We start from the raw sequence: 15,803 nt of genomic DNA on the forward strand, positions 1-15,803 counted from the left end.
CTTATTCTTGAACACTTACCTTGTAATTGATTCCGTAAGTCTTGGTTAAATTGTCGTCATTGAAAATATCTTTTACAGGACCTGTTGCAATTTTTTTTACATTTAAAAACGTTACCCAATCAAAATACTCAGGAACTGTTTGTAAATCGTGATGTACCACTACAACTGTTTTTCCTGCTTTACGCAATTCTTTTAAGATGTTGATGATTGCTTTTTCAGTAGTTGCATCCACACCTTGGAATGGTTCGTCCATAAAGTAGATTGAAGCATTTTGCACCAAGGCTCTTGCCAAAAAAATTCGCTGTTGTTGTCCACCAGAAAGCTGACTTATTTGACGATTTTTAAAAGGCAACATTCCTACTTTTTCCAAGGCTTCTAAAGCAGCTTTCTTTTCTTTTTGCCCAGGACGTTTAATCCAACCGAGACTTCCATATGTTCCCATGATTACGACATCTAAGGCTGTAGTTGGAAAATCCCAATCTACACTTCCTTTTTGTGGAACATATGCAACTAGTTGGCGTTGTTTTTCATAGGGTTTTCCAAAAATAGAAACCGTTCCAGCAATTGGTTTGATGATTCCCAAAATTGATTTTATCAAAGTAGATTTCCCCGCGCCATTTGGTCCAACAATACACATCAATACACTTTCAGGGATTGCCAAATCAATATCCCAAAGTACTGGTTTGTAGTTGTATGCAACCGTAAGATCATCAACCGTAATGGCGTATTTTGTTTTCATTTTAATGGGTTTTGATTGTTCGCTCTTAACTTTTAAAAAGCACTTCTCAATTTAAAATTCAGAATTCAGAATTATTTAAGCGCATTCACAATCGTTTGTACATTGTATTTGTACATTCCGATATACGTTCCTTCTACTGTGCCAGCATCACCAAGTGCATCAGAATACAAAGTTCCACCAATGGCAACTTCATGATCTTTTGATTTTACAGCAGCCTGCAACGCTTCAATGGTACGTTTTGGCACTGAACTTTCCACAAAAATGGCTTTGACATTTTTCTCAATGATAAAGTTTGCTAGTTTTTGCACGTCTTTTACACCTGCTTCTGTAGCTGTTGAAAGTCCCTGTAAACCAACCACTTCAAAGTTATGCAATTTTCCAAAATAGTTAAATGCATCGTGCGCAGTAACCAAAATTCGTTTTTCTACAGGCAATGTTGCAATGGTCTCATTTATTTCTTTTGCTAAAACGGTTAGTTTTTCGATGTATGTTTGCCCATTTTTCTCAAAACTCTCTGCATTTTTCGGATCTAATTTTTTAAGCTCATCTACAACAAATTGCGTTGCTTGTTTCCAATAGTCAATATGAAACCAAATATGTGGATCATAGTTGGAAGCAAAATATTCGGAACCTATTAAACCACTTTTATCAACAGCATCTGAAACCGCAATGGTTTTCTTTTGTTGCTTTCGCAATTTTTCAAAAACATCTTCCAACTTTCCTTCTAAATGCAATCCGCTATAAATGATTACATCTGCATTGAAAAATTTACTCACCACGCTTTCACTTGCTTTGTATAAATGTGGATCAACGCCACTTCCCATTAATCCTTGTACCTCCACTTTGTCGCCACCAATATTTTTTACCATATCCGTAATCATGGTCGTTGTGGTTACAATTTGAAACTTTCCGTCTTGCTTTTTGACTTCAGTTTTACAACTGATAATCGTGAGCATGATAACAAATATGTATGTGTATCTTTTCATTATGTTTTGTTCTGCTTAGTTTTAAAGCACTTCTTAATATAAAATTTAAAAAAATTTCACTCGAAGTGACATTGAACTGTTTTTGAGATTATTTCCAATTTAATAGTCAAAAAATCTATAATCTAAGTATCTGATTTATTTTTTGATACAAATATTATTCGCAATTTGCTGAGAAATCATGAATTCCTCTTTTTTGATTCGAATCTTCATAGAGTTATCAAATGGCTCTTTGTCGATCACTTTTATTTTTTTACCCAACGCAATTCCTTGTTTGTCTAAATACTTTAAAAATGAAGAAGAAGAATCTTTTACACCTACAATGATTCCTTTTTCATTTTTGTCTAAGGTTACTAACAACACATCTGCATTATCTGAAACATTTCCGTCCTTATCAGGAATTGGGTCTCCATGTGGATCACGTTTTGGGAACCCTAAAAATTCATCTAATTGATCGATGAGTTTTTCAGATTTAATATGTTCTAATTGTTCCGCAACATCATGTACTTCATCCCAAGTAAAGTTTAACTTTTCTACCAAAAACACTTCCCAAAGTCTATGTTTTCTGATAATATTAGTTGCAATCAACTTTCCCTCTGCTGTTAATTCAGAACCTTTGTAACGTTTATAGTTTACCAATCCTTTTTCAGATAGTTTTTTAATCATATCTGTTACAGAAGAAGCTTTGGTGTTCATCTTTTCTGCAATGGCATTGGTACTAATGCCACCTTCACAGGTATCACTAATATGATAAATAGCTTTTAAGTAGTTTTCTTCCGAAAGTGTCATCATAATCATGTAATTAACACTACAAATATACAATTTTTACTCATATGCTTTCTCTTTTTTTAGACAAGACTAAAAATTAAACCTATATTTGCAAAAAAAATATTTGCAATGAACTTAAAAGTTTGTTTAGTATTCATCTTAATTTATTCTATTGCTTTTTCTCAAACTACTGAATTAAAAGGAACTGTATCGCACAAAAATGACCCTGAAGGTTTTGTGAATGTATACATTAAGAACGGAAATCAAGGAACCGTTACGAATGATAAAGGAACATATTCTCTCAAAATAGCGCAAGGAAATCATATTTTAGTTGTACAAGCACTCGGTTTTAAAACTATTGAGAAAGCGATTACTGTTGGAAATTCTACTTTAGTATTGAACTTTGACTTACAAGAAGATTTACTAGGATTAGATCAAGTAGTTGTTTCTGCTACTAAAACTGAACTTAACAGACGTGAAGCACCTGTTTTAGTTACAGTTACCAATTCAGAATCCTTAAAAAACGTACAAGCAGCCACACTATTTGAAGGGTTGAGTTTTCAACCTGGACTACGTACCGAAGTCAATTGTCAGAATTGTGGTTTTTCACAGATTCGGATTAATGGTTTAGATGGCGCATATTCTCAAATTTTAGTAAATAGTCGTCCTGTATTTGGTTCTTTGAATGGAATTTACGGTTTGGAGCAAATTCCAACTAATATGATCAAACAAATTGAAGTTACTCGTGGTGGTGGATCTGCTATTTTTGGCTCAAATGCTATTGCAGGAACAATTAATATTATTACGAAAGATCCGCTTGAAAATCAGTTTCAAGTTACTACTAAAATTGGTTTGATTGATGGACAAAGTACTGATGCTGTCACTACATTCAACTCTACATTTGTCTCTGAAGATTTAAATAAAGGAATTACGTTTTTTGGAATGCATCGCGATCGTGAAGGATATGATACAAATGATGACGGTTTTACCGAAATGACTAAATTACGTAACCTGAATTTTGGCTTTAAATCGTTTTATAAGTTTGATTTCAGGCGAAAACTAACGTTGGAATTTAACAATTCGCATGAATATAGACGTGGTGGAGATTTCATTGACAAATCGCCCATTTTTGCAAATATAGCTGAAGAAATTACGAGTAATGTGATTGGAGGAGGACTTACTTTTGATTATTTTTCTAAAGATTATTTACAACAATTTTCAGTATATGGAAATATTCAAAACACACGATCAGATAATTATTATGGAACCAATCAAGATCCAAATGGTTTTGGTTTGACTAAAGATTTTGTAACGGTTGCTGGCGTACAACATACGGCAAAGTTTGAAAAATTCATTTCGGGAAGTATGGATTTGACTTCCGGTGTGGAACATCGATTTAATCGAATTAAAGAACGCCGTGAAAACCCGCTCGTAAATCAAATTACGCAAAACACCAATACGCTCGGTATTTACACACAATTAGACTGGAAAATTTTAGATAATTTAAAGGTTTTAACAGGCGCTCGTGGAGAATTATTTACATCTAATTTGAATAGTGAATCACTTTTTATTGTAAATCCGCGCGTAAGCCTTTTATATAACATTACGGAAACAATTAGCTTCAGAACTGGCTATTCGCAAGGGTTTAGAGCACCACAATTTTATTCGGAAGATGTACATTCTGAAATTATTACTGGCGAAGTACGTCGTGTGCGTTTGGCAGAAGATTTAAAGGAAGAGTTGTCGCATAGTTTTATAGGTTCGTTAGAATATTCGCATCAACATGAAGATCATCAATTGGTTTTAACTTTTGAAGGTTTTTACACAACTATTAATGACCCGTTTGTGTACGAAGCACGTGGCGAAGTTGACGGAATAGAGATTAAAGAAAAAATTAATGGTGATAATGCTATTGTAAATGGCTTTAATTTGGAAGCACGTTTTAGTCCAAATCCAAAGTTTTTATTTCAACTTGGCGGAACTTTTCAGAATAGTTATTTTGAAAAAGCATACGAACCTGAAGAAGGAATTGTAACTAATAAAATTACACGTACGCCAAATGTGTATGGAAATATGATGATAAATTATACGCCAAATGAGAAATGGGATTTCAATCTAAATGGTGTATACACAGGAAGAATGTTTGTACCACATGTTGCCGGTTTTATTACAGAAACTATATTGGAAGAAACGCCAAACTTGTTAGAAATTGGTTTGAATGCAAGTAGAACCTTTACGGTTTCAGATACGTATCAGTTTGAGATTAATGGTGGTGTGAAAAATATTTTTAATTCATACCAAGATGATTTTGACCAAACTGTTGACAGAGATCCAAATTATATTTACGGACCTTCGCAACCACGAACTATATTTCTTGGGTTGAAGTTTGGAACCGATTTGTAAATAGATCGCTGACGCTGTTAGATGTAAGACTTTTAAATTTGTTGAGTCAATTTGATACTATAAATTGATTACATCTTCGTCATACTGAACATGATTCAGCATTGCATAAAAACTCAAAACTAACTTCTAATTTTAAAGAAATCTGAGATCCCGTACTTCTGTGGGATTAGTTCAACTTACAATTTTGAGTGCATCTTGCAGATTTCTCAAAACTTGAGTTTCACTAAACCGTTCTATTCATCAATTGCGTTCCAAAAGCTTTTAGCAATTGTTTTTGCGTTGCTTCAATGTTCAATGTCTCTAACACATCAAATGCTTTTTTAGTATACGATTCAATAGCTTCTTTAATTGCTTCAGGCGCTTTACTTTCGTTAAAAATTTGCATTACCGTTTCCACTTTTTCAGTAGTATCTTCTGGCTGAATAGAAAATAAGTGTTGCAAACTTTCTTGATTTTCTTGCGAGCTATTTTGATATGCTTTTAAGTATAAATAGGTTTTTTTGTTTTCAATAATATCACCTCCTACTTGCTTTCCAAACGTTTCTGGATCGCCATAGGCGTCTAAATAATCATCTTGTAACTGAAACGCCAAACCTAAATTTCGACCAAAGTCATAAATAGCTTCTGCATCTTTTTCACTGGCTTCTGCTACAATAGCACCCATTTTCATAGCTGCTCCAACCAAAACGGCCGTTTTGTATTCAATCATTTTTAAATATTCAGGAATTGTAACATCGTTTCTAACTTCAAAATCAATATCATATTGTTGTCCTTCGCAAACTTCGATTGCTGTTTTGCTAAATAGTTGTGCTAGTTTTCTAAACACACCATCTCCATAGTTTTCAAATAATTGATACGCTATAATGAGCATGGCGTCACCTGACAAAATCCCTGTATTAATATCCCATTTTTCATGTACAGTTTCCTTTCCTCTTCGCAAAGGCGCATCATCCATAATGTCATCATGCACTAATGAAAAGTTATGAAAAACCTCAACGGCTAAAGCAGCATCTAAGGCTTTCTCACGGGAAGTTCCAAAAATTTCAGCAGTCATTAATGTTAATACTGGTCGCAGTCGTTTTCCTCCTAATTGAAGAATATACAGAATAGGTTCGTATAAATTCTTTGGTTCTGTGAGCACTACCTTTTCTTCTAAATATGTTAAGAAAGTCTCTCGATAGTTCGCAATATGTGTCATGCAATAAAATTTTCAGCTAAAATACCATAATTACAATTTATGCAAAGTAAAATTGATTGTTAAATAAATGTAAAAACTTAGGAAACTTTTTTTGTTTTCAAAGTTTCCTGCCTACATTTGCATTCTATTTATGAAAGAGAAAATTAAAATAACAGCAACAGAGTTATTCTTAAATTTAGGGTTTAAGAGTGTAACAATGGACGATATTGCCAATGAAATGGGGATATCAAAAAAAACCATATACACACACTTTAGCAACAAAACAGATTTAGTAAATGAAGTAACAGCTTCTTTGTTTTGTGTAATTAGTGAAGGTATAGACCTGATTTGTGCAACGCAAAAGAATTCTATTGAAGAATTATACGAAATCAAACGCTTTGTTATGGAGCATTTAAAAGATGAAAAATCATCACCACAATATCAATTACAAAAATATTATCCAAAAATCTATGCAACCTTAAAAAAGAAACAATATGACGTGATGCAAGATTGCGTAAAAGATAATCTAATCCGCGGAGTAGAATCAGGCGTTTATAGAGATACCATTAATATAGAATTTATTGCCCGTATTTATTTTAATGGTGTTATAGGAATAAAAGACAACGAATTATTCCCTTTAAAAGAATTCTCTATGAACACACTAATGGAATACTTTTTAGAATATCACATACGTGGAATTTGCACACCTAAAGGACTTGAAACACTACATAAATTCATAACAACTAATCAATCATAATACTATGAAAAACAGACTAATATTTATCTTTAGTTTATGTTTTCTAAGCTTAGGATTTTCGCAAGAAAATCAAGAAGTGCCCAAAAGTTTCTCTTTGGATGAAGCCATTGCTTTTGCACTTGAAAACAATAGAACCGCTAAAAATGCAGTCCGCAATATTGAAGCTGCAAAAAAGCAAAAATGGGAAACAACAGCAACAGGACTTCCACAAATTAATGGATCTGTTGACTATCAAAACAATATAAAACAACAAGTTTCATTGCTTCCAGCAAGTGCTTTTGATCCGTATAATCAAATTAGACAATTAAACGATTTTTACGACTTAAGTAGTTTGCCAGTAATTGATAACATTCCTACAGCACCAGCTGCAGACGATTTTATTCCTGTAGTTTTCGGAACAAAACAATCTGTAAATGCAAACATTACATTAAGACAATTAATTTTTGATGGTTCGTATTTAGTAGGATTGCAATCGGCAAAAGTATTCTTAGAAATTTCTGAAAATGCAAAAGAGAAAACTGATTTACAAATTCGTAAAGCAGTTATCAATGCATATGGAAATGTGTTACTTTCAGAAGAAAGTGTTGCCATTTTAGAACGTAATAAAGTGACGCTAGAGAAGAATTTAAATGAAACTAGAAAAATTTACGAAAACGGTTTAACAGAAGAAGAAGACGTAGAGCAGTTGGAAATTACTCTATCTAGCATTGAAAGTAATTTACGTAATGTAAAACGTTTACGCGAGTTATCATACAAGATGTTAAATATTACATTAGGTATTGATTTAAATAATGAAACTAGCTTAACAGATACACTTCAAGCATTGACACTAGAAAATATTGTTCCGTCAATTTTAACTGTTGAAGAAGATGTTACAAGTACTGTTGATTACAGAATTGCTGCAAATGATACACGTTCCAAAGAATTATTATTAAAGTTAGAAAAAAGTAAAGCATTGCCGTCACTTTCAGGTTTTGTAACTGCTGGTTATAACGGAAATGGAAACTCATTTGACTTTTTCCAGAAAGAGCAACAATGGTTTGGCTCTGCTGCTTTTGGAGTTAGCTTGAATATTCCAATTTTTAGTTCTTTACAACGAAGTGCTTCTACACAACGTGCAAAAATCAATTTAGATATTGCACAAGATGATTTGCTAGAAACCGAACAACAATTAAAACTACAAGTTGCTTCTGCAAAAAGTGATTACCAATTATCTATTGAAGAATACGAAACTGCTAAGAAAAACTTACGCCTTTCAGAACGAATTGAAAATAAAAATCAAATAAAATTCTTTGAAGGTGTTGCCTCAAGTTTCGATTTACGTCAAGCACAAACTCAATTATATACAGCACAACAAGAATATTTACAAGCTATGTTAGATGTTGTGAATAAGAAAGCCGAATTAGAAACAATTTTAAATCAAACAAACTAAGTTGATAAGTTCTAAAACCAATAAACTTTAAAACATATCAACTCATCAACTATAAAAGATCAATCATAATGAAAAAAATTAATATACTACTCATTCCAATCATACTACTCTTAGTTTCTTGTGGTGGTGGAAATAAAGATGTAGATGCGCTTATTGCTGCAAAAGACGTCAAAAAACTAGAAGAAAAAAGAGATGAATTAAAAGCTAAAAAGCTTGAGCTTGACGCAGAAATAAAAGTAATTGCAGATGCTATTGAAGAAATCAATCCTACCAAGAAGAAAACATTGATTACTACGTTTGCAGCCAAAGACACTATTTTTAATCACTACCTTGAATTACAAGGAAATGTTGATACAAAGAAAAATATTGTCATCACACCTGAAACTAATGGAATTTTACAACAAGTATTTGTAAAAGAAGGACAACGTGTTGCAAAAGGACAAATTTTAGCTAGAGTTGATGATAATGGATTGAATCAACAATTGGCTCAATTGCAAATTCAAGCAGATTTAGCCAAAACAACATACGATCGTCAAAAAAGATTATGGGATCAAAAAATTGGTTCAGAAATTCAATACTTGCAAACAAAATCAACGTACGAAGCGCAACAAAAAGCTGTTGATCAATTAAAAGTACAACTCAGCAAAACAGCTATTAGAGCACCTTTTTCTGGAATTATTGATGATGTAATTACAGAGCAAGGATCAGTTGTTGCAGCAGGACAATCGCAAGTAATGCGTATTGTAAACTTGGGCGACATGTATATTGAAGCAGTAATTCCTGAAAAATATTTAACAAATGTTAAAAAAGGAAAAACGGTGGAAGTATATTTTCCAGTATTAGGAAAAACAATTGATGCTAAAATTCGTCAGGCTGGAGATTTCATAGATCCAAACAACCGTACTTTCAAGGTAGAAATTGCTGTTCCTAACAAAGATGGAAACATCAAACCAAACTTAACAGCAAAGCTTAAAATCAACGATTATACAAATCCAAAAGCAATCTTAATTCCACAAAGTGTAATTTCTGAAAATGCAGAAGGAGAACAATATGTGTACATAGCTGATGCTATCAATGGAGACATTGCAAAAGCAAAAAAAGTAATCATTTCTACAGGAAAAACACAAGGAGACTTTATTGAAGTTGTAGAAGGATTAACTGATGGAAACGCCGTAATTAAAGAAGGTGCACGTAGTGTAAAAGATGGTCAAGAAGTAACGATTATAACTAAAAAATAACCTATCAAACCGATGTCTGATAAAAAAATCAATAAAGAGTTTAAACTATCCTCTTGGGCTATAGATAATGCCACTATTATCTATATCATCATGGGGTTACTCTTAGTCCTTGGGCTTTCTGCGTACTTTAGTATGCCTAGAGAGAATTTCCCAGAAATTAAAGAAACGAAAATTTACATTAGTACCATATATCCAGGAAATACTGCTGAAGATATTGAAAAACTAATTGTCGATCCACTAGAAGATCGTATCAAAAACGTAAGTAATGTAGTAGAAGTTACCTCTACATCACAAGAAGATTACGGAATTATTGTTGTTGAATTTGACGAAAGTCTTACGGTTGAAGCTGCCAAACAAAAGGTAAAAGACGAAGTTGATGCTGAAAAAGGCGGTGAAGATTGGCCAATTTTTAACAATGCGAAAGTTGAACCAAATGTATTTGACCTTAATATTTCTGAAGAAACGCCAATTCTTAACATTAATATCTCTGGAGATTATCCAATAGAAAAATTAAAAGAATATGCCGAATTTCTTGAAGATGAAATTGAAGATTTAAAAGAAATCAAACAAGTTGACATTCGTGGCGCACAAGAAAAAGAAGTTGAAGTAGCCGTTGATGTCTACAAAATGATGGCTGCACAAGTAAACTTTGATGATGTACGAAATGCAATTGCCAACGGAAACGTAACAATTTCTGCAGGTAATATGATTTCTTCAGGGCAAAGACGTACCATTCGTATTTTAGGAGAAATAGAAGATCCTAAAGAACTAGAAGACTTCGTTGTAAAATCATTAGACGGTCCTGTATACCTTAGAGATATTGCAACAGTGCGTTTCAAAGAAGAAGACAAAACTACATATGCACGTGAATTTGGAGAAAGTGTTGTAATGCTTGATGTAAAAAAACGTGCAGGTAAAAACATGGTGGCTGCCGCAGAACAAATCAATGTAATTATTGATAAGTTTAAAGAAGATCATGAAGAATTAGCAGTTTCCATTACCAATGATCAATCTGAAAAGACAATCAATCAGGTGAATGATTTGGTAAACAATATCATTTTCGGAATCATTCTCGTAGTATTTGTATTAATGTTTTTCCTTGGATTTAGAAATGCCTTATTCGTAGGATTAGCAATTCCGATGTCGATGTTTATGTCATTTATGATTCTTGACATGCTAGGCTATACAATGAATACTATGATTCTTTTTGCCCTAATTATGGGATTAGGAATGTTAGTAGATAACGGAATTGTGGTTGTAGAAAACGTATACCGTTTAATGGATGAAGAAGGAATGTCACGTATTGAAGCGGCGAAAAAAGGAATTGGAGAAATTGCCTTTCCAATTATCATATCTACAGCAACTACTGTAGCTGCCTTTGTTCCATTAGGAATGTGGCCAGGTGTTATGGGACAATTTATGATCTACTTCCCTATTACACTTTCAGTAGTATTAGGTTCCTCACTATTCGTAGCTATCTTTATAAACTCTATGATGGTATCAAAATTCATGGAAGTTGGTGAACGCAGACTAAAAATAAGACAATTACTCATTGTAACTGCTTCATTACTATTCTTGGCTGTTATCTGTTATATCATTGGCGGTGCTGGTAAAGGTTTAGGCACACTATTCATATTCATAGCTATTATGTTTTGGGTATATAAATATGCATTAAAACCGATGGCACGTTTCTTCCAAAACAGAATTTTAGCTGCCTTAGAAAGAGCATATGAACGTTTCTTACGATTTGCTTTAGGAGGTTGGAGACCATATGTATTCTCTTTTGGAACCTTAGCTTTACTAATAGCAACATTTATGGCATTTGGAGGATCTATTGGAAGTAAACGTACAAAAGTAGAATTCTTCCCAGACAATAAACCAAATCAAATTATTGTCTATATCGAATATCCACAAGGAACAGCAATTGACAAAACAAATCAAATCACTAAAGACATAGAACAACGTGTATATACTGTATTAAACGGTGCAGAATACATGGAAAATGGTGATCATAACTTCTTAGTAGAATCGGCTGTTTCTCAAGTTGGTGAAGGTGCTGGAAATCCACAAACAGATGGTGGATCATCAGCAGAAATGCCACACAAAGGAAAAATTACTGCGTCCATGCGCGAATACAAATTCCGTAAAGGAGAAGACAGTGAAGTATTGCGTACCAAAGTAACAGAAGCATTAAAAGGAATTTATCCTGGAGTCGCTATTTCTGTAGAAAAAGATGCTGTAGGTCCACCAGCTGGATATCCTATCAATATCGAATTAGAAGGTAATGACTATACAGAACTAATTGCCCAAGCAGAAAGATTACGTGATATCATAAATTCTAAAAACATTCCTGGAATTGAAGAATTAAAAATAGATGTAAACAAAGGAAAACCTGCTATGCAAGTGGTTGTTGACAGAGAAAAAGCAGGAGAATTAGGTGTTTCTGCTGGTCAAGTTGGACAACAATTACGTAACTCTTTATTTGGTGTAAAAGCTGCCGTATACAAAGAAGACGGAGAAGATTATGACATATATGTTCGTTTTAACGATGACAACCGCTACAACGCAAGTTCATTATTCAATCAGAAATTGATTTTTAGAAACCAAATGGGGCAACTAAAAGAAATTCCTGTTTCAGCAGTAACCAAACAGCAAAACACTTCTGGATTTAGCGCCATAAAACATAACGATTACAAACGTGTTGTAACCGTATATTCTGGTATGGCTCCAGGATTTACAGATGCAGGAGCAATTGTTTCCCAAATTCAAGCAGAAATCGGTGACGAATTTGATGTAGAGGAAGAAGGAATCAAAGTAGATTTTACAGGACAAATTGAAGAACAAGAAAAGCAACAAAACTTTTTAGGAGGTGCGTTCTTTGCTGGTTTAGGATTAATTATGTTAATTTTAATTTTCCAATTTAGCTCTATCTCAAAACCAACAATTATCATGATTGCTATTTTCTTAAGTTTGATTGGTGTTTTTGGTGGAATTTTAATCACAGGTGCGCCATTCGTGATTATGATGACAATGATGGGAATAATTTCTTTGGCAGGAATTGTGGTAAACAATGGTGTAGTTTTACTAGATTATACACAACTTCTAATTGATAGAAAGAAACACGAATTAGAAATTGGTGAAAGTAAATATCTTCCAATACCAGATGTATTTGAAGCAGTCGTTAGAGCTGGAAAAGCACGTTTACGCCCTGTATTACTTACAGCAATTACAACTGTATTAGGATTAATACCGTTAGCAATCGGATTTAATATTGATTTCTTCTCACTATTTAGTGAATTTGATCCAAAAATATACTTAGGTGGAGACAACGTAATTTTCTGGGGACCATTAGCATGGACGGTAATCTACGGATTAATCATTGCAACATTCCTTACACTAATTATTGTTCCAATATTATTCTTCCTAATTACGAAATTCAAATTCTGGGCGTTCAAAAGTAAACGACCAATTGAATATGAAAATATCATTAAGGAAGATGATGATATCAACGAAATTGATTTACCAATAGAAACGGTATAATCATATTAAATATTCGACTAAAAACTCCGCTAATTAGCGGAGTTTTTTTATATCATAATTACATTTTTATAATTAAAAGAAACTATGAATCTAGCTAGCTCCTTTTTACAATGACAGAACAACCACTGTGTAATTGAATATCTTTGATTTAACATACCAAGATTTACATAATAACCAGAAATTAAAAATGAATTTACTCTTTTAAATAGCGTGTCTACGGTAAATAAAAAGAGGGAATTCGTCATCATAAAGTATTTAATACGATGATTATATCAAGCTAAAAACATCAGAAACAAAAAAACCCGAAATCAAATTGATTCCGGGCTTTCCGTATGATCGTTAAATCTTTTCTTACTATTTATTACTCACAACTTTCGTCGTACGTTGCCAGTTATTTACATTTTTAATTTTACTATTAGAAAAATCAACTTCACTTAAGCTGTCTGTATTCCAAAAGAACCACTTTCCAACTTTTTGTCCATTCTCATAGTTTCCAACAGCAGTTTTCTTTCCATTGACATCATATGATTTCCACTCTCCTTGTAATTTTCCGTCTAAATTAAAAAATCCTGTTTGTGCCACTGCTCCATTATTGTGAAAATAAGTAGCTTCAATTACATCTCCTTTTTTCTCTAGTGTTGGCTTATTGTTTTGTGCGAATGCAGTTGCTCCTGAAACTAGGAAAACTGCTATTAAAAGTAACTTTTTCATATCTATATATTTTTTAATGATTTGGGTCTTATTAATAATTATGTTACAAACTTAACTATTTTTTTACTTTTAAGCAACATTTACGTAACATTAAATTAACATTAAAAATCCAAATAATTGAATTTCAAACACTTAATTATTTACACAAGAAGCCATCTTACACAAAAAAGGGTGAAAACACCTAATGGTATTTAGGATATTCATGGCTGCAAACTTTTACGAAACCATCTAGTTTTGGTAAAAACTAGATTAAAAAAACTAAAACTACTATTTATGGGATCAATTGGAATTGAATGGGTCAATCAGTATAACGGAAACGCTTCTGACCTTAGTAACAATGACAACAACGCAAGAGGATTTTACAATAAGTTAGATGGTGTAAGGCAATTTGATTATGGAGACAATTTAGCTTGGGATCGTGATTTTGAAAAATCAGGAAAAGGAAATCCTTCTCAAGGAACCGACACAACCTACGCCGATAATGTAGATATCGCATTCTTTTCAGGTCATGGCTCAAGAAGTTATTTACTTTTTGGAAGAGATGACTTTGATAATGGAAAAGCCAGAAATACAGAAATGGAATTAGGCGACAAACATCTTGAATGGATAGTGTTTGATGGTTGTCAAGCATTAGAATTTGATGGTGTTTTTGATCGTTGGGGTTGGGGAGTTTTTAAAGGACTTCATTTTATATTAGGATTTGCAACAATATGTTATGATCGAAGAGATCGAGGAGAAAAATTTGCAAAACGATTAAATGATTCTTGGACAGTACGTGAAGCTTGGATTAAAGCTTGTATAGAAACAGAACCAACAGCAACAGAATGGGCATATTTACGTGCAAACGAAGGAAGTATCAGCACATATAGTGATCATTGGCATGGAAAAGGTTTTATAAGTGATGATCCTGATAATCCTACACAATTAGCATACGCAAAAGGAAACTGTTAACATTCAATCATCAAAAAAAACAATACAAATGAACGATTCATTATTTAAATTCAATACAAAATTACCAAAACACGTTGGTCATATTCCAATGTATAAAACGTTTCACTTTGACACAGCTTCTCCTAAAAACAAAGAATACGCAAACTATATCGCAAAACGTACGGAACAGTTGCGTGCAAGCTTTAAAACAAAAGGAGAACTAAGAGATTTAGGCGATCAATTAATCATCAGAAACAATAAAGAAGCTTTAGAAATATATACAGGGAGCGATTCTTTTTGGTGGACAGATCGTGAAAATGCATACAGTGAAAATAAAGAACTTTCTAAAAATTTACCTTCTGAAAAAGAAGCGGTTCACAATGCACAAAAGCTATTAGAAGAATTAAAAATTGATACCAGTACAATGAAAGTGCATTCAGTTTCAAACACTTTTACATCAACAAGTGAATCTCCAAAAGATACAGATTCTGAAAAAATTCCAACAAGCGTTAATGTAAACTTTACCCATCAATTGGAAGGCTTACCAATATTTGGTTCTGGTGCAAAAACACAAATATCATATATAAATAACAATCAATTAGTACAAATTGCACACTTCAATAGAGTCCCAAAACAAGAAGGAAAAGCTGAAGTAATTTCTGCCGAAGAAGCAGTACAACAAGTATTTGACAATTTCCGATTTGCCGTAATTAAAGAACAAGGAAAGAGTTCTGGAGAAATTACAGATGTAACATTAGGTTACTATGCGGCAAGCCCGTCAGATTTACAACGATTTTTAATCCCTGTATACAAAGTACAAGGAAGTGTGTCAACACCTGAATTAGAAAACTACGATTTCAATTTATATGTCATTGCCGCTAAAGAAAGTCAAGAAATGGCAAAACGCAGAGGACAAATGAATCAACCGTTGGAAACTGTTTTTAATTAATACAATTCACATCATACAAAAAACGCTTTGCAAATTATTGTGAAGCGTTTATTATTGAACGTATCTAATTCCAAATTCAAGTATTATGAGAAGCCGAATCAAGTTTAGCTTGGCAAAAATGATACTTTTTAGATCGTTTTTTTTCAAATTCGACTTCATTTTCGGTTTAAGCTTCA

12 protein-coding genes are annotated in these 15,803 nt (G+C 33.1%); 7 read left to right on the forward strand and 5 right to left on the reverse strand.

The genetic code is table 11. The annotated features are described in order from the left end of the window. Window position 1: 1 nt before the first annotated feature. The 3 genes from Q0828_RS17390 to Q0828_RS17400 all read right to left on the reverse strand — a co-directional run bounded on the left by Q0828_RS17390 (window position 2) and on the right by Q0828_RS17400 (window position 2,511). Window positions 2-739 (reverse strand): metal ABC transporter ATP-binding protein, encoded by a 738-nt coding sequence (locus Q0828_RS17390; protein WP_298424029.1) that lies wholly within the window; start codon window positions 737-739, stop codon window positions 2-4. Window positions 740-810: 71 nt separating this feature from the next. Beyond that, a complete protein-coding gene (locus Q0828_RS17395) occupies window positions 811-1,725 on the reverse strand; it encodes a zinc ABC transporter substrate-binding protein (protein ID WP_298424032.1) in 915 nt (304 codons plus the stop codon). A 135-nt stretch (window positions 1,726-1,860) separates the two neighbouring features. After that, window positions 1,861-2,511 carry a metal-dependent transcriptional regulator gene (locus Q0828_RS17400; RefSeq protein ID WP_298424354.1) on the reverse strand — a complete coding sequence of 217 codons (651 nt, stop codon included), beginning with the start codon at window positions 2,509-2,511 and terminating at the stop codon, window positions 1,861-1,863. Window positions 2,512-2,619: 108 nt separating this feature from the next. Between Q0828_RS17400 and Q0828_RS17405 the strand changes: the two genes are divergently transcribed. After that, the gene (locus tag Q0828_RS17405; protein WP_298424036.1) at window positions 2,620-4,893 is read left to right on the forward strand and encodes a TonB-dependent receptor; all 2,274 of its coding nucleotides are present in this window, start codon (window positions 2,620-2,622) and stop codon (window positions 4,891-4,893) included. A 223-nt stretch (window positions 4,894-5,116) separates the two neighbouring features. Here the strand turns inward: Q0828_RS17405 and Q0828_RS17410 are convergent, their stop codons facing one another. Next, window positions 5,117-6,091 carry a polyprenyl synthetase family protein gene (locus Q0828_RS17410; protein ID WP_298424039.1) on the reverse strand — a complete coding sequence of 325 codons (975 nt, stop codon included), beginning with the start codon at window positions 6,089-6,091 and terminating at the stop codon, window positions 5,117-5,119. A gap of 130 nt (window positions 6,092-6,221) precedes the next feature. On the opposite strand from Q0828_RS17410, the gene Q0828_RS17415 reads away from it, so the two are divergent. From Q0828_RS17415 to Q0828_RS17430, 4 genes are all read left to right on the forward strand, one after another. Then, window positions 6,222-6,827 carry a TetR/AcrR family transcriptional regulator gene (locus Q0828_RS17415; RefSeq protein ID WP_298424041.1) on the forward strand — a complete coding sequence of 202 codons (606 nt, stop codon included), beginning with the start codon at window positions 6,222-6,224 and terminating at the stop codon, window positions 6,825-6,827. A gap of 4 nt (window positions 6,828-6,831) precedes the next feature. Next, entirely contained in the window at window positions 6,832-8,259 is a 1,428-nt protein-coding gene (locus Q0828_RS17420) for a TolC family protein (protein WP_298424046.1), read from the forward strand. A gap of 68 nt (window positions 8,260-8,327) precedes the next feature. Next, window positions 8,328-9,497, forward strand: a complete 1,170-nt coding sequence (locus tag Q0828_RS17425; RefSeq protein ID WP_298424049.1) for an efflux RND transporter periplasmic adaptor subunit — start codon at window positions 8,328-8,330, stop codon at window positions 9,495-9,497. A 12-nt stretch (window positions 9,498-9,509) separates the two neighbouring features. Then, complete coding sequence (locus Q0828_RS17430; protein ID WP_298424051.1) at window positions 9,510-13,037, forward strand: efflux RND transporter permease subunit; 3,528 nt, start codon at window positions 9,510-9,512, stop codon at window positions 13,035-13,037. Window positions 13,038-13,391: 354 nt separating this feature from the next. On the opposite strand, the gene Q0828_RS17435 is transcribed toward Q0828_RS17430, so the two are convergent. After that, window positions 13,392-13,748, reverse strand: a complete 357-nt coding sequence (locus Q0828_RS17435; RefSeq protein WP_298424054.1) for a nicotinic acid mononucleotide adenyltransferase — start codon at window positions 13,746-13,748, stop codon at window positions 13,392-13,394. A 273-nt stretch (window positions 13,749-14,021) separates the two neighbouring features. Between Q0828_RS17435 and Q0828_RS17440 the strand changes: the two genes are divergently transcribed. Beyond that, the gene (locus tag Q0828_RS17440; RefSeq protein WP_298424057.1) at window positions 14,022-14,699 is read left to right on the forward strand and encodes a DUF6345 domain-containing protein; all 678 of its coding nucleotides are present in this window, start codon (window positions 14,022-14,024) and stop codon (window positions 14,697-14,699) included. 28 nt (window positions 14,700-14,727) lie between these two features. Next, window positions 14,728-15,627: a hypothetical protein gene (locus Q0828_RS17445; protein WP_298424060.1), complete on the forward strand. Its 900-nt coding sequence runs from the start codon at window positions 14,728-14,730 to the stop codon at window positions 15,625-15,627. The last annotated feature ends 176 nt before the right edge of the window (window positions 15,628-15,803 follow it).

The organism is uncultured Kordia sp., from assembly GCF_947496985.1.
Lineage (GTDB): Bacteria > Bacteroidota > Bacteroidia > Flavobacteriales > Flavobacteriaceae > Kordia.

Excerpts from the sequence above, each read along its gene's own strand:
- Q0828_RS17390 (WP_298424029.1), bottom strand. The coding sequence starts at position 739 with ATGAAAACAAAATACGCCATTACGGTTGATGATCTTACGGTTGCATAC.
- Q0828_RS17395 (WP_298424032.1), bottom strand. The coding sequence starts at position 1,725 with ATGAAAAGATACACATACATATTTGTTATCATGCTCACGATTATCAGT.
- Q0828_RS17400 (WP_298424354.1), bottom strand. The coding sequence starts at position 2,511 with ATGACACTTTCGGAAGAAAACTACTTAAAAGCTATTTATCATATTAGT.
- Q0828_RS17405 (WP_298424036.1), top strand. The coding sequence starts at position 2,620 with ATGAACTTAAAAGTTTGTTTAGTATTCATCTTAATTTATTCTATTGCT.
- Q0828_RS17410 (WP_298424039.1), bottom strand. The coding sequence starts at position 6,091 with ATGACACATATTGCGAACTATCGAGAGACTTTCTTAACATATTTAGAA.
- Q0828_RS17415 (WP_298424041.1), top strand. The coding sequence starts at position 6,222 with ATGAAAGAGAAAATTAAAATAACAGCAACAGAGTTATTCTTAAATTTA.
- Q0828_RS17420 (WP_298424046.1), top strand. The coding sequence starts at position 6,832 with ATGAAAAACAGACTAATATTTATCTTTAGTTTATGTTTTCTAAGCTTA.
- Q0828_RS17425 (WP_298424049.1), top strand. The coding sequence starts at position 8,328 with ATGAAAAAAATTAATATACTACTCATTCCAATCATACTACTCTTAGTT.
- Q0828_RS17430 (WP_298424051.1), top strand. The coding sequence starts at position 9,510 with ATGTCTGATAAAAAAATCAATAAAGAGTTTAAACTATCCTCTTGGGCT.
- Q0828_RS17435 (WP_298424054.1), bottom strand. The coding sequence starts at position 13,748 with ATGAAAAAGTTACTTTTAATAGCAGTTTTCCTAGTTTCAGGAGCAACT.
- Q0828_RS17440 (WP_298424057.1), top strand. The coding sequence starts at position 14,022 with ATGGGATCAATTGGAATTGAATGGGTCAATCAGTATAACGGAAACGCT.
- Q0828_RS17445 (WP_298424060.1), top strand. The coding sequence starts at position 14,728 with ATGAACGATTCATTATTTAAATTCAATACAAAATTACCAAAACACGTT.